19 protein-coding genes and 1 riboswitch are annotated in these 23,174 nt (G+C 68.9%); of the genes, 13 read left to right on the forward strand and 6 right to left on the reverse strand.

Annotated elements, in window-relative coordinates; translation table 11 throughout:
- Window positions 1-14: 14 nt before the first annotated feature.
- Together G495_RS20780 and G495_RS0101290 are read right to left on the reverse strand one after the other, a co-directional pair.
- Window positions 15-269 (reverse strand): hypothetical protein, encoded by a 255-nt coding sequence (locus tag G495_RS20780; protein WP_084457706.1) that lies wholly within the window; start codon window positions 267-269, stop codon window positions 15-17.
- 94 nt (window positions 270-363) lie between these two features.
- Entirely contained in the window at window positions 364-2,352 is a 1,989-nt protein-coding gene (locus G495_RS0101290) for a PAS domain S-box protein (protein ID WP_028586327.1), read from the reverse strand.
- Between the two features lie 235 nt (window positions 2,353-2,587).
- On the opposite strand from G495_RS0101290, the gene rfbC reads away from it, so the two are divergent.
- The 9 genes from rfbC to hgcB all read left to right on the forward strand — a co-directional run bounded on the left by rfbC (window position 2,588) and on the right by hgcB (window position 12,560).
- The gene (gene rfbC, locus G495_RS16955) at window positions 2,588-3,190 is read left to right on the forward strand and encodes a dTDP-4-dehydrorhamnose 3,5-epimerase (protein WP_051444943.1); all 603 of its coding nucleotides are present in this window, start codon (window positions 2,588-2,590) and stop codon (window positions 3,188-3,190) included.
- Complete coding sequence (locus tag G495_RS0101300; protein WP_028586328.1) at window positions 3,187-4,638, forward strand: mannose-1-phosphate guanylyltransferase/mannose-6-phosphate isomerase; 1,452 nt, start codon at window positions 3,187-3,189, stop codon at window positions 4,636-4,638. Before rfbC ends, G495_RS0101300 begins: the two co-directional genes overlap by 4 nt.
- A 692-nt stretch (window positions 4,639-5,330) precedes the next feature.
- The gene (gene qrcA / locus G495_RS0101305) at window positions 5,331-5,933 is read left to right on the forward strand and encodes a menaquinone reductase multiheme cytochrome c subunit QrcA (protein ID WP_028586329.1); all 603 of its coding nucleotides are present in this window, start codon (window positions 5,331-5,333) and stop codon (window positions 5,931-5,933) included.
- A gap of 18 nt (window positions 5,934-5,951) precedes the next feature.
- Window positions 5,952-7,988: a menaquinone reductase molybdopterin-binding-like subunit QrcB gene (gene qrcB / locus G495_RS0101310; RefSeq protein ID WP_035250411.1), complete on the forward strand. Its 2,037-nt coding sequence runs from the start codon at window positions 5,952-5,954 to the stop codon at window positions 7,986-7,988.
- 15 nt (window positions 7,989-8,003) lie between these two features.
- Window positions 8,004-8,807 carry a 4Fe-4S dicluster domain-containing protein gene (locus G495_RS0101315; RefSeq protein WP_028586331.1) on the forward strand — a complete coding sequence of 268 codons (804 nt, stop codon included), beginning with the start codon at window positions 8,004-8,006 and terminating at the stop codon, window positions 8,805-8,807.
- Window positions 8,800-10,092 carry a menaquinone reductase integral membrane subunit QrcD gene (qrcD, locus tag G495_RS16960; RefSeq protein ID WP_051444945.1) on the forward strand — a complete coding sequence of 431 codons (1,293 nt, stop codon included), beginning with the start codon at window positions 8,800-8,802 and terminating at the stop codon, window positions 10,090-10,092. Before G495_RS0101315 ends, qrcD begins: the two co-directional genes overlap by 8 nt.
- Window positions 10,093-10,636: 544 nt before the next feature.
- On the forward strand, window positions 10,637-10,996 hold the full coding sequence (locus G495_RS16965; RefSeq protein WP_084457711.1) for an ArsR/SmtB family transcription factor: 360 nt from the start codon (window positions 10,637-10,639) through the stop codon (window positions 10,994-10,996).
- Between the two features lie 104 nt (window positions 10,997-11,100).
- A complete protein-coding gene (hgcA, locus tag G495_RS0101335; protein ID WP_252989022.1) occupies window positions 11,101-12,267 on the forward strand; it encodes a mercury methylation corrinoid protein HgcA in 1,167 nt (388 codons plus the stop codon).
- Window positions 12,264-12,560, forward strand: a complete 297-nt coding sequence (gene hgcB, locus G495_RS0101340; RefSeq protein ID WP_028586334.1) for a mercury methylation ferredoxin HgcB — start codon at window positions 12,264-12,266, stop codon at window positions 12,558-12,560. The genes hgcA and hgcB overlap by 4 nt, the downstream gene beginning before the upstream one ends.
- 79 nt (window positions 12,561-12,639) lie before the next feature.
- On the opposite strand, the gene G495_RS0101345 is transcribed toward hgcB, so the two are convergent.
- From G495_RS0101345 to G495_RS0101360, 4 genes are all read right to left on the reverse strand, one after another.
- Window positions 12,640-14,208: a hypothetical protein gene (locus G495_RS0101345; RefSeq protein ID WP_028586335.1), complete on the reverse strand. Its 1,569-nt coding sequence runs from the start codon at window positions 14,206-14,208 to the stop codon at window positions 12,640-12,642.
- A gap of 234 nt (window positions 14,209-14,442) precedes the next feature.
- On the reverse strand, window positions 14,443-15,831 hold the full coding sequence (locus G495_RS0101350; RefSeq protein WP_028586336.1) for a LamG-like jellyroll fold domain-containing protein: 1,389 nt from the start codon (window positions 15,829-15,831) through the stop codon (window positions 14,443-14,445).
- A gap of 108 nt (window positions 15,832-15,939) precedes the next feature.
- Window positions 15,940-17,610 (reverse strand): prepilin-type N-terminal cleavage/methylation domain-containing protein, encoded by a 1,671-nt coding sequence (locus tag G495_RS22155; protein ID WP_211234117.1) that lies wholly within the window; start codon window positions 17,608-17,610, stop codon window positions 15,940-15,942.
- Window positions 17,611-17,663: 53 nt separating this feature from the next.
- Window positions 17,664-18,437, reverse strand: coding sequence for a prepilin-type N-terminal cleavage/methylation domain-containing protein (locus G495_RS0101360; protein ID WP_028586338.1), 774 nt, complete (start codon window positions 18,435-18,437; stop codon window positions 17,664-17,666).
- Window positions 18,438-18,668: 231 nt separating this feature from the next.
- Here G495_RS0101360 and G495_RS0101365 point away from each other — a divergent pair, with 231 nt between their 5' ends.
- From G495_RS0101365 to G495_RS20060, 4 genes are all read left to right on the forward strand, one after another.
- On the forward strand, window positions 18,669-19,271 hold the full coding sequence (locus G495_RS0101365) for a hypothetical protein (protein WP_028586339.1): 603 nt from the start codon (window positions 18,669-18,671) through the stop codon (window positions 19,269-19,271).
- A 53-nt stretch (window positions 19,272-19,324) separates the two neighbouring features.
- Entirely contained in the window at window positions 19,325-20,257 is a 933-nt protein-coding gene (locus tag G495_RS0101370; protein WP_028586340.1) for a UshA-like (seleno)protein family 2, read from the forward strand.
- Window positions 20,258-20,387: 130 nt separating this feature from the next.
- A riboswitch (cyclic di-GMP riboswitch) is annotated at window positions 20,388-20,463 on the forward strand.
- Between the two features lie 37 nt (window positions 20,464-20,500).
- Complete coding sequence (locus G495_RS20055) at window positions 20,501-21,259, forward strand: prepilin-type N-terminal cleavage/methylation domain-containing protein (protein WP_028586341.1); 759 nt, start codon at window positions 20,501-20,503, stop codon at window positions 21,257-21,259.
- Window positions 21,260-21,417: 158 nt separating this feature from the next.
- On the forward strand, window positions 21,418-23,160 hold the full coding sequence (locus G495_RS20060; RefSeq protein WP_051444947.1) for an ExeA family protein: 1,743 nt from the start codon (window positions 21,418-21,420) through the stop codon (window positions 23,158-23,160).
- Window positions 23,161-23,174: the final 14 nt, after the last annotated feature.

A 23,174-nucleotide genomic window follows, 5' to 3' on the forward strand; every position in this document is an offset into this window, starting at 1 on the left:
TCGATAGGACTGGGTTACAGACGTTGTCCTATTAGAGTGCTTATTCCCCATCCTATCCCGTAAAGAATAGCCAGAAGAATCGCCTGTAGTGGCATAGATCCGAAGACACCTTTCCAATAAAAACCTCGTTCCCTTGCCGCCGCAGCTTTTCCGGGAGGGTAATGCATACCAAGGAATCCGGCGATGATAGCACCGGGAATCAACACCCAAGGGGTGACATTAAGGAAGCCACAGACAAGCATTCCAATTAACAGCAGCGTTCCAAGCATACTTACTCCGAATATTTGAGATCCTCAGATGAAGAGATTAAAGTATCTTGTGCCGCCTGTGTCTACCGGCCTGGTCAAGTCAAAGCCCCCCCCCTCAGTCCGGCAGGTCCACGTTGATCCAGAAGTGGATGGTCGTGCCCTTGTCCACCGCGCTTTCCACGGTGATGATGCCGCCCATGAGCGTCACCAGGCGCTTGACGATGCCCAGGCCCAGGCCCGTGCCCTCGTATTTGCGGTTCTTGGCCCAGTTGAGCTGCACGAAGGGGTCGAAGATGGTGTCGAGCTGGTCGGCGGGGATGCCGATGCCCGTGTCGGCCACGGTGAACAGCAGCCGCGCCCGCCCGGGGTCCGCGCCCTTGCGCAGGATCTGCGCCTGGACGTGGACGCTGCCCTTGTGGGTGAACTTCACGGCGTTGCCCACCAGGTTGAACAGGATCTGGCGGATGCGGCCCTCGTCGCCGATGATGGTCTCGGGCACGGCGGGGTCGATGGTGTAGCCCACGTCCAGGCCCTTGCGCAGGCTCTGTTCGCGGAAGGTGTTGCACACCGTGCGCACGGTGCTTTGCAGCCGGAAGGGCCTGCGCGAGAGCACGATCTTGTCGGCCTGGAGCTTGGAGAAGTCCAGGATGTCGTTGATGATGGCCAAAAGGCCCTCGCCCGCCTGCAATGCGGTCTGGATGCAGTCGCGCTGCTCGGCGTCCAGGTCGGTGTCCAGCAGCACGTCGAGCATGCCCAGCACGCCGTTCATGGGCGAGCGCAGCTCGTGGCTCATGTTGGCCAGGAATTCGTCCTTCATCTTGGTGGCGTTCTCGGCCAGGTCGCGGGCGGCGCGCACGGCCTCCTCGGCGCGCTTGCGGCTGGTGATGTCCGTGGCGACCTCGATGGCGCCGGACAGGGAGCCGTCGGGCGCGAAGGAGGGGTAGCCCTTGACCAGCCAGGTCCGGCCGCCCTCGCCCTCTACCTCGGCCTCCACGGGCGCGCCCAGGCGCAGGGCGTGGTCCACCGGGCAGGAGGTGGTGGTGCAGGATTTCTTGTAGCCGTGCCAGACCTCGTAGCAGCGCTTGCCCCGGATGGCCTCGGGCCCCGCGCCCACCAGGGCGCAGGCCGCGCGGTTGGCCCACAGGATGCGCTTGTCCGTGGTCTGGTAGAGCACGCACTCGGAAATGGTGTCCAGGATGACCTTCTTGTCGCGCTCCGAGGCGCGCAGGGCGTTCTCCACGGCCTTGCGCCCGGTGATGTCCATGCCCGTTTCCCACACCGCCCAGCCGGGCAGGGGGTGCTCGCCGGAGATGCGCGTCCACAGGATGGTCTTTATGCTGCCGTCGGCGGCGGTGGTGTCGGCCTCGCGCCCCGTGTAGTCGCCCGACTCGCCGTGCAGGGTTTCGATGCGCCGACGGTAGCCCGGGTCGGGGAAGAGCAGCTCGCGGGCCCGGGGGTTGCCGATGATGTCGGCGGCCTTGTAGCCCAGCACGCGCTCGCACTCGCGGTTCCAGAACACGTAGTTGCCTTCGGCGTCGTGGGCGTGGATGAGCACGGGCAGGCGCTCCACCAGCAGGCGCAGGCGCTGCTCGCTCTCCCAGATGGCCGTCTCGGTGCGCTTGCGGTCGGTGATGTCGTGCAGCACGCAGACGAAGCCCTGGGGCTCGCCGCCGGGCCTGGTGAGCACGCGGGTGGTCAGGTCGGCCCACAGGGCGGAGCCGTCCTTGCGCAGGAGCTTCTTTTCGTAATGGAAAGAGGCCGCGGCACCCCGGCGCGCGGAGTCCACCAGGGCCAGGGTGTGCTGCACGAAGTCCGGGTGGGTCACGGCGGTGGCGGGCAGGCCGTAAAGCTCCTCGGCAGTGTAGCCGACCATGTCCAGGAAGGTCTGGTTGCAGCGGACGATGATCCCGTCGGCGTTCTGGATGCTGATGCCCGAGGCGGCGTTGTCGAAGATGGTGCGGAACTGCTCCAGGCGGTGGCGCAGGTCGGCGTTTTCGGCTTCCAGCTGGGCGCGCAGGGCGTCCGTCTCGGCGGCCTGGGCGGCGAGGGCGGCCTTGAGCCGGGCGATTTCGTCCTGCGGGTCCTGTGCGCTGTCCGTGTCCATGTCCTGCTCCGCCTTGGCCGGAAAGGGGCGGGGCAGCGGCCCCGTGGGCGGAAGTCTCCTGGATTGGTCATGGTTTGTCAACGGGTTTGGCCGCGCGGGGCGCGGGCCGGGGCCGGGGGCGCGGTGCGTGCGCAGGGGGCGCGCAGGGCGCGCGGCTGTTGTCGGCGCGGGCAAAGGCTGGTAGATGACCCGTGACCGCGCGCGGCGCGGCGGGCGAGGCAAGGAGGGCGACACGGTGCAGGTGCGGGCCACGAGCATTCCGGGACTGCTGGTCCTGACCCCACGGGTCTTCACGGACCAGCGGGGGTTCTTCATGGAAACCTACAGCCGCCGGGTGCTGGCGGAACACGGCGTGGCCTGCGACTTCGTGCAGGACAACCACGCCCGGTCCGAGGCCCGGGGCGTGCTGCGCGGGCTGCACTTCCAGACGCCGCCCTCGGCCCAGGCCAAGCTGGTGCGCGTGTCGCGCGGGGCGGTGTACGACGTGGCCGTGGACCTGCGCGTGGGCTCCCCGGCCTACGGCACCTGGCACGCCGAAACCCTCACCGCCGACAACCACGTCCAGATGTTCATCCCGGCGGGCTGCGTCCACGGCTACCTGACCCTGGCCCCGGGCACGGAGTTCCAGTACAAGGTGGACGCCTACTACGACCCCGCGCGCGACACCGGCATCCTGTGGAACGACCCGGACCTGGGCATCCCCTGGCCCGAGGCCGCCCCCCTGCTTTCGGACAGGGACCGCGCCCTGCCGCGCCTGGCCGACTACGCCTCGCCCTTCGTCTTCGCCGCGGGCGCCGGGCCCGGCGCCGCAACCCCCAACCCCGAGGAGGGGCGATGACCCGCGACTCCGCCGCCGCCAAGGCCCTGTACGGCTGCCAGGCGCTGATCCTGGCCGGAGGCTCCGGCACCCGCCTGTGGCCGTATTCGCGCACGCTTTTGCCCAAGCAGCTGCTGGCGCTGACCGGTACGGCCACCATGCTCCAGCAGACGGCGGCCCGGGCCCTGGAGGTCTTCGCCCCTGCCGACGTGTGGGTGGTGACCAACGAGGAGCAGTTCTTCGAGGTGCGCGGGCAGGTGGCCGGGGTGGACCCGGACCTGGAGGCCCAGGTGCTGGCCGAGCCCATGCGCCGCAACACCCTGCCCGCCATCCTGCTGGGCATGGAGCGCGTGGCGGCGCGCGACCCCGAGGCCCTGGTGGCCGTGTTCCCCTCCGACCACCTGATCCACAAGCCCGGGGTCTGGCACGAGGCCCTGGGGCGCGGCGCGGCCCTGGCCCGCCAGGGCTGGTTCGTGACCTTCGGCGTGGTGCCCGACAAGCCCGAAACGGGCTACGGCTACATCGAGCGCGGGGCGGAGCTGGGCGACGACTGCTTCGAGGTCGCCCGCTTCGTGGAAAAGCCCGACCTGGATACGGCCCGCCGCTTCCTGGCCGGGGGGCTGCATTTCTGGAACAGCGGCATGTTCATCTTCCAGGTCCGGGCCTTCCTGGAGGCCGTGGAGCGCTTCCAGCCCGAGCTGGCGGCCTGGTGGGCCGCGCGCGGGCGCGAGCCCCTGGCCCGGGGCTACGCGGCCCTGCCCGACGTGTCCGTGGACTACGGCATCATGGAGCACGTGGCGCGCCAGGCCGTGGTGCGCGCCGACTTCGGCTGGGACGACCTGGGCAGCTGGGAGGCCTTGTACCGCCTGGGCGCCAAGGACGCGGCGGGCAACGTCGTCCAGGGCGATGTGCTGGCCATGGACTGCAAGGACAGCCTGCTGCTCTCGCGCGGGGGCAAGCTGGCCTGCGTGGAGCTGGACGGGCTCATCGTGGTCCAGACGCGCGACGCCACGCTGATCTGCCCCAAGGACAAGGTCCAGCGCGTCAAGGACGTGGTGGAGCGCCTGCGCGCGGAGCAGAGCAGGCTGGTGGAGGCCCACGTCACCGTGCGCCGCCCCTGGGGCAGCTACACGGTGCTGGAAGAGGGCCCGCACTACAAGATCAAGCGCATCGAGGTACTGCCCGGGGCGCGGCTGTCGTTGCAAAAGCACCACCACCGCAGCGAGCACTGGGTGGTCATCTCCGGCACGGCCCAGGTCCAGGTGGACGACCGCGAGATCCTGCTCTACGAGAACCAGTCCGTGGACATCCCCAAGACGGCCCTGCACCGCCTGGGCAACCCCGGCAAGGTGCCCGTGGAGATCATCGAGATCCAGTCCGGCCCGTACCTGGAAGAGGACGACATCGTGCGCTTCGACGACGTGTATGGCCGCGCCCCGCGCGAGGCCGGGCCGCAGGACGACGCCTAGCTGCGGGCGGGGGGCGCCGGGAGCGGGGCAGGGGCTTTGGCCACGCTTTGCGCACATGCAGGGCCGCCCGCGCGCGGGCGCGACGTGCGGCAGCTTTTTCGACGCCGGGGCGGAGGCGGCAAGGCCGCCCGCGCGCAGGCGTGGCGCAGTTCCGCAGGAGCCAAGCCGGGACCATGCTGGGCGCCTTTGCCGCGCCCGGGCTCGGCGCGGGCAGGGCGGCAGGTCGCCGTTGCCTTCCCGCCCGCTGGCGCGCGGCCGCGGCACCGGGCGGCCACCCCTTTGCGTTGCGGCGCGCCGGGGGCGGCACGCCGAGGTCCGCAGGCCCGCCCGGTCCGCAAGCCACGCCGCTCCGTGGGCCGCCCGGCAGGGCCCGCCCCGCCCGCAGGCGCCTGCCCGGTCCGCAAGCCGCTTTTCCCCCGGAAACGGAGGACAATCCAGGGAAATCAGGTTCGTGAATTATTTCATTAAGCCTTGACACGTCTGGGCTGACGTGCCTAGAACTGCTGCGTCTCCCTGTGGCTTTTTTTTCGGTCGTGAACCCCGCCTGAACGCGTCGTCCGGCATCTCTCGGCCGGATGGGCAGACGCGTTCGAGCGGGGTCGTGGTAAGGGCCCAAGGGCCGTTCTCCCGGAGGGATGCCGGGACGTGCGTCCGGTGAGCAACTCTTTTACCCAAGGATGAGGCGAGAGCACATGGTGAAGAAAACTTCAGGAAGCGGAGGAGCGTTGCCGTTTTTCATCGGATTCGTGGCAATGCTTCTCGTGGGCTGGTGGTGGTTCCCCCGGGTGCTGTTCAGCGTCGAGCAACAGCCCATCCGGTTCAGCCACCTCGTCCACGTGGATGATGCCGGAATGGCCTGCGAGGACTGCCACTACCTCAACGAGGACGGCTCCTTCAGCGGTATTCCCACGACCGAGTCCTGCACCGACTGCCACACCGACATGATGGGTGAAGACCCCGAGGAGGAGCGGTTCATCAACGAGTACGTCAACGAGGAGAAGGAAGTGCCGTGGCTGGTCTACCAGCATCAGCCCGACAACGTGTTCTTCTCCCACGCGGCGCACGCCTCGCAGGACTGCACCACCTGCCACCCCGACGTGGGCAGCAGCGATACCCCGCCCCTGCACTACCGCAACAAGCTGACCGGCTACTCCAACGGCGGCTACAAGATCGTGTTCGGCAGGGGTGTCGGCGTGGACCCGGCCTACAGCCGGGGGACCATGAAGATGTGGGAATGCGAGCGCTGCCACGCCGAGAACGGCCAGAGCAACGCCTGCTACGTCTGTCATCGCTAGCAACGAGGTGGCGCAGTTATGAATAGAAGAACCTTCCTGAGTTTTGCCGCCGGTGCCGGGGCGGGGATGATGATCACCCCCATCCCCTGGAAGCTGACGGACGATATCTCCATCTGGACCCAGAACTGGCAGTGGAACCCCAAGGTTCCCAAGCGCGCGGTCTACTTCGCCGAGATGGCCTCCAAGCTCGACCCCGCCGGGTCGGGCGTGCGCGTGGCTCTGGTGGACGGCGTGCCCGTGGGCCTTGGCGCCAGCAAGGATCACCCGCTGTCCGGAGGGGGTGTGTCGGCCCTGGCCGCCGCCGAGGTCGGCCTGTTGATGAGCCCGGCGCGCGTGCGCCAACCCCTGGTGCGCACCGCCGCAGGCCTCGAGCCCATCTCCTGGGACGACGCCGAGGCCCTGCTGGCCGAAAAGCTCGGTCAGGCCAAGGGTGATGTGGCCATGGTCAGCGGTGACGACACCGGCACGGCCAACGAGGTCTTCGCGGCCCTGATGCACAAGCTCTCCGGCGCGTTCTACATGATGCCCGGCGAGGCCCAGAGCGCCCACAAGGCCCTGGAGATGCTGGGCGCCGAAGGTCGGCTGGCCTACGACATCGAAGGCGCGGACTATGTGCTGCTGCTTGGCGCCGACGCCCTGGAAAGCTCGGGCACCGCCGTGCGCAACGCCCGGGCCTTCTCCCAGAGCCACCCCTCGGGCCAGGACGCCACGGCCAAGTACGTCTACGCGGGCCCGGTGCTGAACAACACCGCCGTGGTCTGCGACCAGTGGATCCAGGCCCGCCCCGGCGCCGCCGCCAGCGTGGCCCTGGGCCTGGCCCACGTGCTCATGGAGCGCGGCGCCACCGCCCAGGCCAAGGGTCTGGACGCCTTCCGCAAGGACGTGGCCGCCAACTACAGCCCCGCGCGCATCGAGCGCGAGACGGGCGTGCGCGCCGACACCCTGCGCAAGCTGGCCGCCGAGCTGGCCGCCGCCAGGCGGCCGCTGGTCATCGCCGGGTCGGAGTTCGGCCAGGGCGCAGGCGCCCGGGCCCTGATGGCCGCCCTGGGTCTGAACGCCATGCTCGGGCGCGTCAACGTGGCCGGTGGTGTGAAGCTTGTGCCCGAGGCCCCGGTGGTCGTGGACGGCGCGCCTTCGGTCGCCAGCCGCTACAGCGCCGACCTGGTGCCCTTCCTGAAAAAGCTGGCCGAGGGCCAGGCCAAGGCCGACGTTCTGCTGGTCTACGACGCCAACCCGGCCTACGCCCTGCCCCAGGCGGAGCTGATGGCCCAGGCCGTGCGCCGCGCGGGCTTCACCGTGAGCTTCTCGAGCTTCATGGACGAGACCGCCGAGCTGGCCGACCTGGTGCTGCCCAGCAGCATGGCCCTGGAGCGCTACGACGACGTGTACACCCCCTACGGCGCCGGGCAGGCCGTCTACAGCCTGAACCGGCCCCTGGCGCGCCCGGCCTTCGACACCCGCGCCAGCGCCGACGTGCTGCTCTCCGTGGCCCGTAGGCTGGACATCGACCTGGGCTATGTCGCGTTCAAGGACGTGCTGCGGGCCAAGGCCGTGGCCCTGGGCGCCGACTGGAACGCCCTCAAGCGCGGAGCGGCCTGGACCAGCGCCCGGACCCTGCCCCTGGTGCCCGACCTGACCGTGGCTGCGGCCCCCGCGCCCCGGGCCGTGGGCGAGGGCCTGCTGGCCCTGGCCCCGGTGGCCAAGCACAACCTGGGCTCGGCCAAGGTGGCCCTGCCGCCCTACAACGCCGTCACCGTGCGCAACTGCGACCTCATGGTGCAGATGAACGCCAAGACCGCGCGCATGAGCGGCGTGGCCGACGGCCAGACCGTGCGCCTGACCGGCCCCGGCGGCGAGATGACCGCCCGGGTCCATGTCACCGAGAAGGTCATGACCGGCGTCGTCGCCGCGCCCCTGGGCTTCGGCCACACGGCGTGGGACGAGTACAGCAGGGGCCTTGGCGACAACGCCTACAAGGTCCTGGCTGCGGCCGATGACCCCGAGACCGGCCTGTCCGTGTGGTCCGACACCCGGGTGAACATCGCCACCGCCTAAGAAGAGGTACGCAATATGTCCACTTTCCAAGACTTCCCGATCAGATGGGGCATGGTCATCGACATCGACAAATGCACGGGCTGCGGCGCGTGTGTCGTGGCCTGCAACAAGGAAAACAACATCGCGCCCCAGGACAACCAGCTGCGGCGCATCGAGGCCAAGGGCTTCCCCACCCGTTTCAAGAAGATCGAGTGGCTGACCATCTATGAGCTGACCGACGGCGGCGACACGGCCTACCTGCCCCGGCCCTGCATGCAGTGCGGCGTGCCCTCGTGCGTGTCGGTCTGCCCGGCCATCGCCACCGACAAGAACGAGAACGGCGGCATCGTGAGCCAGATCTACCCGCGCTGCTTCGGCTGCCGGTATTGCATGGCCTCGTGCCCCTACCACGCCCGCGTGTTCAACTGGGACCAGCCCGTGTGGCCCGAGGGCATGGAGAAGCAGCTCACCCCGCATACGTCGGTGCGTTCGCGCGGCGTGGTGGAGAAATGCTCGTTCTGCCACCATCGCCTGATGTACGCCAAGGACGCCGCCCGCGTGGCCGGGGAAGACCCCGAAAAGCTGGCCGACGGCGCCTACATGCCCGCGTGCGCCGAGGTGTGCCCCACGGGCGCCATCACTTTCGGCGACGTGAAGAACCCCGAGCACGCCGTCTACGAGCTGGCCCGCAGCCCGCACACCTTCCGGCTGCTGGCGCGCCTGGGCACCGACCCGCAGGTCTATTACATGAGCAAGCGCGCCTGGGTCCGCCTGCAGGGCGACAACTACCTGGCCAATGAAAAAGCCCAAGTGAACGAGGGAGGGGCTCACCATGGATAGAGCACTGTGGCCTGAGGGAGTCGAGCGCTGCTCGCTCGGCAAATTCCTGCTGTGGCTCGGCGTGTGCGGGGTGGTGTTCGCCCTGGGTGCCTACGAGGCCATCATGATCCTGTTCCCGGACGGCCTGGCGCGCACCGCGCTGGACAACTACTTCGGGTTCGGCTTGTGGATCACCTTCGACCTGGCGGTCATCGCCCTGGGCGCAGGGGCCTTCTTCACCGGCTTGCTCAAGTACATCCTGGACATCAAGGAGCTGGAGAAGATCGTCAACCTGACGGTCATCATCGGCTTTTTGTGCTACTCCGGCGCCATGCTGATCCTGGCCCTGGACGTGGGCCAGCCGCTGCGCTCCTGGTTCGGCTTCTGGCACCCCAACGTCCACTCCATGCTGACGGAAGTGATGTTCTGCATCACCTGCTACCTCATGGTGCTGACCCTGGAGTTCATCCCGAACATCCTTGAGAACCGCAAGCTGAACCAGATTCCGCTGCTGCACAACATCGCGCACAACTTCCACTACGTGATGCCGCTCATCGCGGGCATCGGCGCGTTCCTGTCCACCTTCCACCAGGGCTCCCTGGGCGGCATGTACGGCGTGCTCTTCGGGCGGCCCTACGTGCTGCGTGACGGCTTCTTCATCTGGCCGTGGACGTTCTTCCTGTTCGTGCTCTCCGCCGTGGGCTCCGGCCCGTGCTTCTCCGTGCTGGTGGTCAAGCTCATGGAGCTGCTCACGGGCAAGAAGCTGGTGGACTGGAACGTCAAGCGCCTGATGTGCAAGATCGCTGGCACCATGCTGACCCTGTACGTCTTCCTGAAGATCCTGGACACCTGGGCCTGGGCCACGGACGTGCTGCCGCGTTCCGGCCTGACGTGGGACCAGATGTTCAACAGCGACCTGGGCTACGGCGTCAGCCTGCTGTGGATCGAGATCGGCCTGTGCGGCGTCGTGCCGGCCGTCCTGCTGATGGTCTCCGCGTTCAGGAACATCCCCGCGCTGCTCTACACCGGCGCGATCCTGTCGTGCGTGGGCGTGACCATCAACCGCTACGTGTTCACGGTGCAGGCCCTGGCCATCCCGGTCATGCCCTTCGACAAGTGGTACCTCTACGTGCCGAACTGGGCGGAGTGGGGCCCGTCGGTGATGGTCATCGCCTACGGCTTCATCGTGACCTCCCTGGCGTACCGCTACCTGCCTGTGTTCCCGCAGGAGGTGGCCCTCAACGCCAAGGCGCCTGCGGCGCCCGTGGCCCCGGCGGCCCCCGCCGAGGCCGAGCAGCCCGCGTAAGGGCGACCCGGTTTCCCTGTGCTCTCGGGGCCCGGCCAGTTGCTGGCCGGGCCCTTTGCATGGGCGCGGGAGTGGGGTGGTCCATTGTGCGCTTTACGTGGGATGCACAAGTGCTGACAGGGGCGCGGGCGCGGAAGGGGGGCTAACCCCCGGGCCTTTCCCCGCCGGCGCAAGGCGTGGGCGCGGAAGTGGGGAGCCCTCCGGCCAGGGCGCGGGCAGGCCCGGGGGGAGCGGCGCCCCTCTCCGGCGGCGCGGGCTTGGGCGTGGGGGCTGGCCATCCCATGGCGGCCGCCCGGCTGCGGCGTGCGGGCGTGGGCGTCCTCCGGCGGCGGGGGGCAGGTCCGGGCGGGAGTGGCAGGGTGTGCCGGGTGAGGCGTTTTTCCGTTTCCGGGCCGCGCGTGGGCCGCGCGCCTTCGCGTGCCGTCCCGGGCCGCTTGACGGCGCCGCGGAAGTTCGTTAATCGTCGATGAACGATGAAACGCGATCAGCCCGGTTCGGAGCCGTTCCGGACCCCGGGCGCGGCGGGCAGCGGCGGAGGGGTGACATGAGCGACGACACGCGGCGGCAAGGCTCGCCCGAAACGGAGCCCGGGCGGGAGCGCGAGTGCGCGGACGCCGGGGAGCTGGCCCTGCTGTGCAAGGCCCTGGCCCACCCGGCGCGGGTGCGCATCGTGGACCATCTGGCCCGCGCGGGGCGCTGCATCTGCGGCGAGATCGTGGAGATCATGCCCCTGGCGCAGTCCACGGTGAGCCAGCATTTGAAGATTCTCAAGGAGTGCGGGCTGGTGCAGGGCGAGATCGAGGGCCCGCGCACCTGCTACTGCCTGGACGCGGGGCGCCTTGCGCGCTTCGTGCAACTGGCCACGGCCCTGGAGCGCGGGGCAAAGGCGAAGGACGAGCCATGAAGCTGGAACGGATGCAGGACACGTGCGGTTGTGCGCACTCCGGGGCGGACGCGGGCGGCTGTGCGCAACCCGGGGCGGACGCCTGCGGCTGCGCGCAACCCGGGATGGACGGGCGCGCGGCGGCCCGGCCCCTGCCCGGGGCGCCCGCGAGCCCCGCGCGCGACGACGCGCCCTGTTGAGGGCCGAAGACCGAGTCCGGGTTCGGACTCGAAGACCGGCCGGGCTTCCGGCGCGAGCCCTTCGTGCTCGGCTTCCTGCCCACGGCGGCGGGGGCCGTGCCGCGCGTGGACACCCGCCTGGGTGCCCGCGACGGGCTGGGCACGGCCCTGGCGCGCCTGGGCGCCGTGCGCGACGACTACAAGGTCGTGCCGGGGCTCTACGCCGTGGGCCATGCGGGCCCGGGGTCGCCGGTGGTGGTCACGGCCAACTACAAGCTGAGTTTCGACGCCGTGCGCGCGGCCCTGGAGGGCGCGGACGCCTGGCTGCTGGTGCTGGACACCCACGGCATCAACGTGTGGTGCGCGGCGGGCAAGGGCACCTTCGGCACCGAGGAACTGGTGCGCCGCATCGGCGCGGCGGGGCTGGACACGGTGGTCACGCACCGCGTGGTCATCGTGCCGCAGCTCGGCGCGCCGGGGGTCTGCGCGCGCGAGGTGCGCAGGCGCAGCGGGTTCGCGGTGCGCTTCGGCCCGGTGCGCGCCGAGGATTTGCGGCCCTGGCTGGAGCGCGGGGGCGAGGTGTCCGAGGCCGAGCGCACAGTGACCTTCACCCTGGCCGAGCGCGCGGTGCTGGTGCCTGTGGAGTTCTGGCTGCTCGGGCGCATGGCGCCCTGGGTGCTGCTGGCGGCGGCGCTGCTCTCGGGGCTGGGGCCGGGCTGGTTCTCGTTCGACGCGGCCTGGCGGCGCGGCGTGCTGGCGGCGGCGGCCTGCGCGGCGGGGGTGCTGGCCGGGGCGGGGCTCACGCCGCTGGCGCTGCCCTGGCTGCCCGGACGGGCCCTGGCCTTCAAGGGCGCCGTGGCCGGGGCGGCCTGCGGGCTGGCGCTGGCGCTGTGGGCCGGGGCGGGGGCCCTGGGCGGGGCCGGGCTCGCGCTGTGGGCCACGGCCCTGGGCTCGTACACGGGCATGAACTTCACGGGCTCGACGCCCTACACCTCGCCCTCGGGCGTGGAACGGGAGATGCGCGTGGCGCTGCCGCTCCAGGCCGGGGCGGTGCTGCTGGGCGCGGCGGCCTGGATCGCGGCGGCCTTTGCCGGGCCGGGAGGTGGGCAATGAAGGAGTTCCGCTACCTGCCGGGGGTGGTCAGCCTGGAGCTGGACGCGGCGGCCTGCGTGGGCTGCGGCATGTGCGTCACGGTCTGCCCGCACCGGGTCTTCGCCCTGGAGGGCGGCAGGGCCGTGCTGCGCGACCGCGACGCCTGCATCGAATGCGGGGCCTGTGCGCGCAACTGCGCCCCCGGGGCGGTGCGCGTTTCGCCCGGCACGGGCTGCGCCACGCTGATCATCCAGTCCTGGCTGCGGGGGCTGGGGCTTGCGGGGCGCAGCGCGGGCGGCTGCTGCGGCGGTTGAGGCCCCGGGGGCATGAAACGGCACACGGCCCGGGAGGCGAACCTCCCGGGCCGTGTCGCGTTGTCGGGGTGCGCCTGCCTCAGTAGGCGTGGGCGGGCGCGCCGGGCAGCAGCTTGATGGCGAAGTCGGAGATGGTCGCCAGCTGGGAGCTGCCGCCGGGGGTGCCCACGGTCCAGCCGAAGCGGAAGGTGTCGAAGCTGCCGGTATACGGCGGGGACGAGGTGGAGTTGGTGCCCACGGTGGCGTTGAGCTGCACCACCACGTCCCCGGCCTGGGTGGCGTAGGGCAGGGTCAGGTCGTCGCAGCTCAGGCAGTCGATCCAGGCCGTGGCGTTGAACGTGCCGCCCGCCGCGCCAGCCCCGGCGTTGCGGTAGACCTCGATGCGCACGTTGTGCGAGGCGCCGTTCTCCAGCCAGTTGGGGCTGCGGCTGGTGGAGGGCATGGCGATGGCCGTGCTGGGATACGCGGGGTTGAAATCGCCCGCCAGTCCGCCGTTCACGTCCACGTGGCGCACGGAGGAGTCGCTCGAACTGTCCCAGAAGACCAGGGCCGCGTGGTTGTAGGCCATGTTGGAGTCCACGCGCTGGGGCGCCGGACCGCTGACCCCGTTGGAGTACACATCCAGTTCCAGGGCCATGCTCTCGGCGCTGATGGTCCGCGCGCCCTGGGAGCCGTAGCCGAGGTAGTCGGCGGTGGAGCCGCAGGCCTGGGAGTCGTTGGCCAGGGCGTCGATGATGGCGAAGGTGATGCCGCTGCGGGCGGCGGAGCTGTCCGCGCTGGTGTCGGTTTGCGAGAAGCGCACGGTGAAGAAGGCCCGGAAGCCGTAGTTCAGGGTGCAGGCCCCGGCGGCGCAGCCCAGGGCGGCGTCCGTGCCCTGGTACCACAGGCAACCGGCGTCGTTGTTGTTGACCCCGCCCAGGGCCACGGTCAGGGCGCCGTCGTCGATGACCACCACGGGGTTGGGGCCGGTCTGCCCGGGCGGGTTGGCCACCCCGGCGACGTCGAAATCGTCCATGCCGTTGGCGAAGGCGATGTCCGAGCCGGAGCCCGGGCCGGGCCCGGGCCCGGGCCCGGAGCCCGAGCAGTCCATCCGGCTCTTGATGTAATCCAGGGTCACGAACTCCGCGACGTCGTCGAACTCCAGGCCCGCGTTGACGGCGCTGTCGGCACCGAAGGACCGGGCGGTCACCGTGCCCGTGCCGATGCCAGCCAGGTCGTTCATGGCGTTCAGACCCTTGCTGGCGACGATGAAGGCCACGTCCACCGTGGTCTTGCCCGCGGGGTCGGTGTAGGAGAGGGTGGTGCCGTCGAAGTCGCACAGGCTGGTGTCGGCCAGGGTCTGGCCCGTGGCGTTGGCGTTTGGCAGCACGTAGGTCAGCCCCTGGCCCCAGGTGTCTTGCCGGGCCTTGATGCTGCCCGGCACGGCGGGCACGGTCCCGGTGACGTCCGCCGCCGGGAGCATGGTGTTCACCAGGGCGTAGCCGATGAGCTCCTCGCGGGCCTCGCTGACGGAGGCCTTGCCCTCCCGGGTCTTGTCGGTCTTGATGTCCGAGAGCAGCCGGGGCAGGACAGTGGCCAGCAGAACGCCGAAAAGCAGCAGGATCAGGGCCATCTCGACGAGGGTGAAGGCCTTGGGCGGACGTTTCATGGGGCACTCCTTGCCCCGGGGGCGGGGCTGTCGTTGTCCGTGCGCATCCGCGCGGCGTGCCGTCTGCCTGCGGCCGCCGCGAAGGATGGGCCCAATGTACACCATTTCATCGCCGAATGCGAGACGTGGCGCGAGGAGGCTCGCGCGGGTGGGGAAAGTGCGGCGGCCTTGGAAAAAGCAAGGCGCCGCAGGCTTATTGAAGCCTGCGGCGCCCGGGGCTGGTTCGCAATCCGCTCAGTAGTAGCCGCGCGTGGCGTTGTACCACGAGCCGATCTCGTCGTCGGTGAGCGCGTAATTGTAGATGACGATCTCGTCGATGTAGCCGTCGAAGTAGCGCGAGGTGCGGTCTTCCTTGCCGATGTACATGGTATAGACGCCAGCCCCGGTGGCCGGGCCCAGGGCCGGGCCCCGGTTGAGCAGGCGGTTGGTGGTCACCGCGTTGGCGGTCTTGTGCAGGTCCTGGGCGATGTTCTCGCTGACGAACACCGTGGCCCGGTGGGGGTTGTTCACGTCCTTGGGGCTGACGGTGTCCTGCATGGTCACGGCGAAGAAGTGCCAGTTGGCGTCGTGGTGGCGGGGGGCGGCCACGCGGGTCTGGGCATCGGTGTCCACGTTGAAGTGCGGCTCCGCCGTGCCGATGTTGCGGCTGGCCTTGAAGACGGCTTCACCGGGGAAGTGGCTCTGGTCGGTGTTGTTGGCCCAGGTGACGACCCAGAAGTTGCGATGGTTGTGCGGGTTGGCGTTGGCGTCCCACTGGCGGCTGATGATGGGCTCGTAGTCGCCCACGGTGGCGTCGCGGGTCTTGAACCAGCCCATGATGGTGAACTCGTCCAGGCGGTAGTCCGCCGAGTTGAGCACGGTGACGGCGCCGCTGGCGGTACCGTCCACGGAGAGCACGTTGCCCATGCCGCCCCCGGCGGTCGCGCTGGAGACGATGGACGCGCCGCTGCCGAAGCTCAGGTTGGTGTCGGTCATGTCGTCCATGGGCAGGGTGGACAGGGGGCTGCCCGGAGGCTCGGGCGTGTAGTCCGAGCAATCGAACTTGGCTTGCAGGTAGTCCAGGGTCACGAACTCCACGATGTCGTCGAATTCCAGCCCGGGGTTGGCGTCGCTGTCGGCGCCGAAAGCCTTCATGGTCACGGTCCTGGCCGCGCCCTGCACGCCGGGGACCATGGGCGGGGCCACCACCAGGTCCAGGGCGTGGTTCTGCCCCGGGCTGGCGACGACGAAGGCCACATTGTCCGTGGTGCCGCCCGGCCCGGTCACGGACAGGCCGGTGTCGCCGAACACGCAGATGTCGTCCTCCCACAGGGCTCCGCCCGTGGCGTTGACGTTGGGCAGGATGTAGACGATGGGCTGGCCCGAGGCGTCGATGCGGGCCTTGATCTGCGTGGGGGCCACGGTCCGGGTGCCGTCGATGGCCGCCTCGGGGAGCTTCTTGTTCGCCAGCACGTAGCCGGTGATCTCCTCGCGGGCCTCGGCCACGGAATTCTTGTTCTTCTTCGCGGCGTCGGTCTTGATGTCCGAGAGCAGCCGGGGCAGGGTGGTGCCCAGCAAGACGCCGAACAGAATGAGCACGAGCGCCATCTCGACGAGGGTGAATGCGCGGGTGCGGTGCGACATGGGGGCTCCGGTCGGTTGGCGCGCCCGGGGATGGCAGCGAGGCTGGAGGATGGAGCGCGCCGGAGTGTGAAGATATGGCCTGCTGGTCGGTATGCGACTCCGGGCTACCTACAGGAACTTGAGGCCGAAATTGGACAGGGTGATGGTCTGGCCCGTGGCCGTGGCGTCGGCGCTCATGGTCCAGCCGAAACGGATGGTGGGCCAGGTGTTGGGGCTGGCGTGCAGCACGTGGTGGATCTTCTTGCCGTTGCCGTCGTGCGAGGCGTTGCCTTCCCACTGCTGGGTCAGGTCCGCGCAGTTGGAGCAGTCCATCCACACGGTGGCGTTGTACCAGCCCGGCGCGGCGGGGTTGGCGTAGACTTCCATGCGCACGTTCTTGCCCAGGCCGTCCTCGAGCCAGTTGCGCTTGTTGGGCCCGGCGCCGGTGGCGTTGGCGAAGCCCGCGATGTTCTTGGGCCCGGCGGGGGCGAGGTCGTCCTGGCAGGCGGCGTAGGTGTTGGTGTGGGTGTCGGCGATGTCGGCGGCGATGGAGGCCGCGTCCAGGGTCGGGTTGAAGGGCCGGGACGAGCCGACGGTGCTGGGCGCGACGCTCACGCCGGTGGCCGTGGCCGTGGGGATGTCCTCGCCGTGCTTGTTGCTGTGGGCGTCGCCGGTCCAGTAGACCAGGGCGGAGTGGTTGTAGCCGGGGTCGCACTTGCTGCCGTCGGCGAAGGTGTCCACCTCCACGGCCATCTTGGGCGCGGAGACGCCGCCGTCGGCGCCCAGGTCGCCCACGACCTCGCTGTAGCCCAGCCAGCTGTCGCTGCCCGAGGCGGCGCCGCACGACTGCGGGCCGTTGTTGCCGTCCACCAGGGCGAAGGTGAAGCCGCCGCCGTAGCCCCGGGGCTGGTTGGCGGCCTCGCTGTCGAGCTGGAAGGTGAAGTAGGCGCGCACGCCGCCCCCCCAGTCGCACACGCCGTTGCCGCGTCCGTCGCCCGCGTTGGCGTCCGAGCAGTTGCCCGCCGCGCTGTCGCCCTGGTACCACACGCACGCCGCGCTGGGCGAATTGGAGGTCGAGGCCAGCTCGATGGTGCCCGTGGAGACGTTGACCGTCACCGTGCCGCCGCCGGCGGAGTGCGGGTCGGCGCTGGTGCTGGCCCCGCCCTGGCTGGCCCCGGCGAAGTCGGCGATGTTCTTGGAGAAGGACACGTCGGACCCGGGCGGGTTGAAGGAAGAGCCGCTGTTGGTGCAGACCTTGCTGCGCAGGTAGTTGTAGGACACGTAGGCCACGATGTCGTCGTATTCGGGCTGCGAGGGCGTCGGGGAGCCGTGGTTGGTCCAGGCCCGGGGGTCGTAGGTGGTCACGTCCGTACCCGCGACCGCGTACTCCTCGTTCAGGTTGCGCCCGGCGCTGGACAGGACGAAGGCGATTTCCGCGTAGGTCGTGGTGGTCCCGTCGGGCTGCACCTCGCCCACCTCGTAGAGGGAGCTGGACGCGGGCGTGGTGGAGCAGAAGTCGGTGGAGGTCAGCGAAGAGGGGGCGTGGTAGGCCAGGGTGTTGCCGTAGGGGTCCACCCGGGTGCCCAGCTCCGCGCTGGTGGGCAGGCGCTTGTTGATGAGCGCGAAGCCGATGATCTCGTTCTTGACCTGCTCGACGTAGGCCTTGGCGCCCGAGGATTTCTCGCGTTTGACCATGTCGGTGACGATGGGCGCCACCAGGCCTATGAGCAGGCCGATGATGATCAGCACGATGGCCATTTCGATGAGCGTGAACGCTCGATATGCGCTGCGGGATTTCACGGTGTCCCCTCTTCTGGTTGTCTGGTTCGCCCGCCCGGCGCGGCGGGCGCCCGCTACTGCGCCAGGAGCGTGCGCAGTTCGGGAGCCGTCATGTACACGTAGATGTCGTCGTCGCCCTGGATCGTCCACGCGACGCTGTAGTCCGGGGGCGTCTGGCGGTCGAAGTCCGGCGGGTTGGCGGTATCCATGGGCGCGGCCAGGGCGCCGCCGGAGAACAGGTCGCGGTAGGACGAGTCGTCCAGCAGCCCGTCGGGCCCGGCGCTGACCAGCACGAAGACCACGTAGTTCACCTCGTTGCCGTTCATGTCGATGATCCGCGAGGCGTCCTTGTCGGGGGTGGTGCCGTTGACGCCCTGGTGGGCCACGGCGGCGATGTTCTTGCCGTCCTGGCCCAGGGGTTCGAAGCCGCCCCCGGCGGCCTCGGCCACGCCCTCGATGAGGTAGACGTTGCGGCCCCAGGGGTCGAGCACGCCGCACAGGCAGGCGTCCACGTCCATGGCGGGGGTATCGAAGCGGCCGCCGACCACGCAATCCAGGTTGTCCGCGGCGCTGCCGGGGGTGGTGTCGCCGGTGTAGGACGGATAGGTGTTGTTGTAGTACATCCGGCGCAGCAGGCAGTCGCGCACTTCAAGCAGGTTGGTCTTGGCCTCGGCCAGGCGGCGGCCCTGGGTCACGGCGTTCCAGCCCAGGGTGCCAGCGCCCAGGATGATGCCGATGATGACGATGACCACGGACAACTCGATGAGCGTAAAGCCCGCGCGGCCCCGCCGGGGGGGCCGCCCGGCGCCTGCGTCCGGAAGGGGCGTGCCGGGTGTGCTGTTTTTCATTGTGCGTGTTGTCCTGCCTGTTTTTGTGATGTTGTGATAATGACCACTTTCGGGGAAAAAAGCAATACGACCGGAAAATAGGGGTGATCCATGAAAACATCCCAACTGGTGGGCCTTTGGGGGAATCGGCCCCGCCCCGTGCAACAGCGCTTGCCATTTGTCCGGTTTGTCCGTAGGTTGCAGGACAATACGGAATCACGGACACGGCACTGACACGAGGCATCCAGGCGTATGCAGACAGCGGTTGTGAAGCACCAGACGCGGCGTAGGGGCGGGGCGGCGCGGGCCGCCGGGTTCACGTTCCTGGAGTTCAGCGTGGCTCTGGGGTTTCTTTCGCTGATCCTCCTGGGGCTGGTGCTGCTGGTTTCCTCCACCGACGACTCCTCGCCCTACCCCGACATCACGCCCTACACATGGTCCAACGCCCTGTACACCTGGAACCAGGTGGAGCGGCTGCGCACCGCCGTGCGGCTCTACGAGGACCAGACCGGCAAGCTGCCCGGCGACTACCCGCACGGCAACCGGAACGGGCGCATCGAAAAAGAGTTGGGCGAGGCCGACCTCGTCTTCGACGACCTGCGCACCTCCGGGGTGATGCCCGACCTGCCCCAGCTGGTGCGGGGCCGCAGGGTCGTGCTGTATTTCGCCGAGCTGCGCGCCGAGGGCCAGCCCCTGGCGACGGGGCACTTCTTCAAGCTGGAGGGCCTGGAGCGCCTGGAGGCCCTGGCCCTGGACCGCAAGTTCGACAACGCCCGGGGCGACTCCGGTTCCATCATCATCGCCGCGCGCGATGACGACCGGGTGGACTGCTTCATCGCCCTGGAACTTTTCTGAAGCCTTTCGGCACTCTTCCTCTCGGCCTGCAACCATGACCACCAGTCCATATCATGTACATAGGTAATGCATGGCTTCGCCGCGCCGCCCGGGGGCGGCGCGTTGCCGTTTCGGCCCTGGTCCTGTGCGCGCTCTTCTTCTTGCTGGGCGAGGCCCGGGGGGCGGAGCCGGACGCGCCCCAGGGCCCCGCGCCCCTGCTGACGCTGTTGTTCACCGGCAACACCGAGGGCCAGTTCCGGCCCTGCGCGGTCTGCGGCGGCACAGCCCACGGCGGGCTGGACCGGCGCAGCACGGTCCTGGCGCAGGTGCGCGCGCAGGGCGGTGGGCGGGTGCTGGCCGTGGCCGGAGGCTACGAGTTCACACCCTTCCGCGCCGAGCTGCCCGGGGCGGATGTGGCCCGGGCCCTGGCCCAGGCCTACGCGCACATGGGTTACGACCTGGGGCTTTTGTCCGCGCGCGATTTCGACTGGCTGCGCGGCGCCGGGGCCAACCCCGGCCCGGCCTGGCTGCCGCCCGCCCCGGAGCCCCGGGTCCGGCGCCTGGACGCAGGCGGGCTGCGGGTGGGGGTGGTCGTACTGCCCGCGGGCCAGGGGCTGCACGCCCCGGCGGCCCCCGAGGCCGTGGAGGCGGTGCTGCGCGCCGCCCGGGAACTGCGCCCGGAGGTGGACCTGTTGGTGGGCCTGGGGTCCTGGGGCTGGCAGGCCGACAAGGCGCTGCTGGACGCGTCCGAGGTACCCTTCGACGTTTTGCTGTCCAGCGGGGCGGGGCGCGGCACGGGGGTGCGCCCCGTGGCCGGGGGGCGGGTGCTTGAGGTCCGCCCGGAGTACCAGGGCTGGTCCGTGATCCGCCTGGACATCCTGGCCCTGCCGCAGGCCGGACCGGACGCGGCATGGACCGAGGGCGTGCACTACCGGGCCCGGGTGCTCAAGCTGGACGCCACCGTGCCGGGCGACGCGAAGGTCTCCAGCATTCTTGGTTGGATGTGAAAACGGCGCGCGGCACAGGCTCTTGCCGTCGCCATGTGTCTTTTTCATGCAGATGATGGTGAAATGAACAATGGTGTATTGACGGGCCGCGGTGGTTGGGGTAGAAATACATCAATTCTCATAGCGTGACGGTTAGCAAAGCCAAACTTGCCGCGAGGCGGGGACGGAAAGCCTACGGGTCTCTCGGAGATGGCCGGGTTGCCTAACGATTTTCCAGGAATTTCCACCCAAGGAGGAAGGAACATGCGTTTCGAGAAACAGGCAAGAGGCTTCACGCTGATCGAAATGGCGATCGTGCTGGTCATCATCGGCATCATCCTCGCCGGCGTCATGAAGGGCCGCGACATCGTTCGCGGGTCGCAGGTCAAGCAGTTCTCGCAGCAGTTCGCCCAGAAGTGGCAGACCGTTGCGCAGACCTACTACGACAAGACCGGTCGGCAACTCAACGATGGCATCCTTAACGGTGCCGGAGCTGGGGATCCGAACGGATTCATGGACGGCGAGGCCGGTGTCAACGCCGACACGATCGAAGACGTGCTGGACAGCGTCGGCATTACCGTTTGCGGGATGATCAAGAGCAAGATCACCACCGACTTCACCCACACCTCCCAGAGCACTCTGGCTGGATGTGAAGAAGCCGCTGGCACTCCGACGAAGAACCTGTTCGTCACCCTGGTCGAGGGCGAGTACGCCGGTACCCTGACCGTTATGGCCGACCTGGTGAGCCTGACCCTGACCATGGGCAGCGGCAATATCCAGCGCCGCAACTGTGTCGTGCTGTACAACGTGCCCACTGATGTCGCCATCGGCCTGGATACGGCCATCGACGGCCTGGCCGACGGTACCAACGGCTCTTTCGTGAACCTGCGTCAGCGCACCGCCGCCCAGACGACGGGCAACGGTGGGGCTGACTACGCCGTGAACGCCGCCGTGACGCCCATCCAGTGGGGCGATGCGACGCTCGCTCGCGGTGAGGACGTCGCCATCGTGCTGGACTTCTAGGTCCGCACGGCTTGAACAACCAACAAGAGACCCGGCCTGGCCGGGTCTCTTGTTTTGCCCTTGCGAAATCCCGGTCCGCCCCTGCGCCGGGCCGGGATTTCAGACGCCACTGTTGCATGGCGGAATATATTGTCATGGGCGGCGAATGACGGTATGGAATGCGGGACCTGGAACACAAGGAGTACGCCTTGACCAATGATGTCTTCGACGTGCTTGGCCTCAAGCACAACCCGTTCTCCATGGCCGCCGATACGCCCGGCTATTTCCACACCGAGATCACCAAGCAGATCCTCGACGAGCTGGCCTTCGGCATCTTGTCGCGCAAGGGCTTCCTGGTGCTGTGCGGCGAGGTCGGCGTGGGCAAGACGTCGCTGCTCTATCAACTCCTGCGCCGCCTTGAGGGCGAACAGCTGGTCACCTCCTGGATATTCAACACCATGCTCAACAAGGAGGAGCTGCTGCACGCCATCGCCCGCGACTTCGGGCTGGAGGCGCCGCGCGAGGCCAACGTGGCCCAGCTGGTGGAGCTGCTCCAGGGCTTCCTGGTGGAGCAGAACGCTGCCGAGCGCAACTGCGCCATCATCGTGGACGAGGCCCACAACCTCTCCCTGCCGGCCATGGAGGCCCTGCGCATGCTCTCCAACCTGGAGGTCAGCGGGCGCAAGCTGGTGCAGATCCTGCTGGTGGGCCAGCCCGAGCTCAAGGAGCGCATGGACGAGCCCAAGCTGCGCCAGCTGCGCAGCCGTATCACCATCTACCGCGAACTGCGGGCCTTCAATGCCGAGGAGACCGGGCGCTACGTGAATTTCAAGCTGGCTGCCGCCGGGTCACAGTTGCGCATCGCCAAGGCCCCGCTCAAGCTGCTGCACCTGGCCACCGAGGGCAACACGCGCATGATCAACCTGATCATGGAGCGCAGCCTCTACGCGGCCCTGGCCTTCGGCGAGCAGGAGCTTTCCGTGCGCGTGCTGCGCGCGGCGGTGGACGAGATCGCCTCCTGCCAGATCGACGTGGCCGCGCGGCTGGCCGCCCGGCGGCGCAAATTCGTGCGCCTGGGCGCCGCCGCGGCGGTGCTCGTGGTGTTCGCGGCGCTGGTGGCGCCGTGGGTTCCCGGTCAGGATGGGGCCAGAAGCCCCCTGGCCCTGGCGGTCGGCTCGTATCTCGCCCGCGACGCCGCGCAGGACGCGCCCTCACAGCCGCAGCCCACTGCAACCGCCGATGCTGCGCCTGGCGCGGACAACAGCAACACACCGTCTCCCGCAGCCGACGCCGCAGTGACTTCAACAGCATCACAAAAAGTCACCGTCGCGGAAAATGCAGCGCCGCAGAGCGGCGCGGCGGATTATGCAGACGCGGCACAGGGAAATAACTCCTTGACAGGAATTTCCAAACCTGAGACAGACTTGACTAATACAGGAAGCTCAGCAGCGGTCGCGGCCCCCACGCAGGAGATGCTGGCCTTCCTCAAGCCCTTCGGGCTGGAGGACAAGGCGGGGGATCTGGCCACAGCCTTGCAGAGGCGCGAGCTGGTACTGTTCGAGAAGGTGTTGCCTGGGGGGGTGCAGCTGTTGCAGGTGGACAGACTGCCCAGCGAAGGTCCGGTCGTATTCACGGCACTCCCCTGGCAAGATGCAGTTGGCGGAAACCCGTCGTGGCTGGTGCTCTGGCAACCGCCCTTCGTGGTGCAGGATTTCTACTACGGCTACCGTAACGAGAACATCCTCGCACTGCAAAAGCTGCTCAAGCGGCTGGGGTACTACTGGGGTCCGGACGATGGCATGGTTGGCCCGGTGACGTGGCGCGCGATCAACAGCTTCCAGAAGGATATGCAGCTCAAGCGCACCATGTGGCCCGACCCGGAAACTGTTTTCTGGTTGAACGTCATGTCGAAGCAAGGTTGACGCGGACAGGAACG

Origin of the sequence: Desulfocurvus vexinensis DSM 17965 (assembly GCF_000519125.1) — a bacterium.
Lineage (GTDB): Bacteria > Desulfobacterota > Desulfovibrionia > Desulfovibrionales > Desulfovibrionaceae > Desulfocurvus > Desulfocurvus vexinensis.

Bases quoted from the DNA above. Each gene is read 5' to 3' on its own strand.
- G495_RS20780 (WP_084457706.1), bottom strand. From the start codon at position 269: ATGCTTGGAACGCTGCTGTTAATTGGAATGCTTGTCTGTGGCTTCCTT.
- G495_RS0101290 (WP_028586327.1), bottom strand. From the start codon at position 2,352: ATGGACACGGACAGCGCACAGGACCCGCAGGACGAAATCGCCCGGCTC.
- G495_RS0101300 (WP_028586328.1), top strand. From the start codon at position 3,187: ATGACCCGCGACTCCGCCGCCGCCAAGGCCCTGTACGGCTGCCAGGCG.
- qrcA (WP_028586329.1), top strand. From the start codon at position 5,331: ATGGTGAAGAAAACTTCAGGAAGCGGAGGAGCGTTGCCGTTTTTCATC.
- qrcB (WP_035250411.1), top strand. From the start codon at position 5,952: ATGAATAGAAGAACCTTCCTGAGTTTTGCCGCCGGTGCCGGGGCGGGG.
- G495_RS0101315 (WP_028586331.1), top strand. From the start codon at position 8,004: ATGTCCACTTTCCAAGACTTCCCGATCAGATGGGGCATGGTCATCGAC.
- qrcD (WP_051444945.1), top strand. From the start codon at position 8,800: ATGGATAGAGCACTGTGGCCTGAGGGAGTCGAGCGCTGCTCGCTCGGC.
- G495_RS16965 (WP_084457711.1), top strand. From the start codon at position 10,637: ATGAGCGACGACACGCGGCGGCAAGGCTCGCCCGAAACGGAGCCCGGG.
- hgcB (WP_028586334.1), top strand. From the start codon at position 12,264: ATGAAGGAGTTCCGCTACCTGCCGGGGGTGGTCAGCCTGGAGCTGGAC.
- G495_RS0101345 (WP_028586335.1), bottom strand. From the start codon at position 14,208: ATGAAACGTCCGCCCAAGGCCTTCACCCTCGTCGAGATGGCCCTGATC.
- G495_RS0101350 (WP_028586336.1), bottom strand. From the start codon at position 15,831: ATGTCGCACCGCACCCGCGCATTCACCCTCGTCGAGATGGCGCTCGTG.
- G495_RS0101360 (WP_028586338.1), bottom strand. From the start codon at position 18,437: ATGAAAAACAGCACACCCGGCACGCCCCTTCCGGACGCAGGCGCCGGG.
- G495_RS0101365 (WP_028586339.1), top strand. From the start codon at position 18,669: ATGCAGACAGCGGTTGTGAAGCACCAGACGCGGCGTAGGGGCGGGGCG.
- G495_RS0101370 (WP_028586340.1), top strand. From the start codon at position 19,325: ATGTACATAGGTAATGCATGGCTTCGCCGCGCCGCCCGGGGGCGGCGC.
- G495_RS20055 (WP_028586341.1), top strand. From the start codon at position 20,501: ATGCGTTTCGAGAAACAGGCAAGAGGCTTCACGCTGATCGAAATGGCG.
- G495_RS20060 (WP_051444947.1), top strand. From the start codon at position 21,418: ATGCGGGACCTGGAACACAAGGAGTACGCCTTGACCAATGATGTCTTC.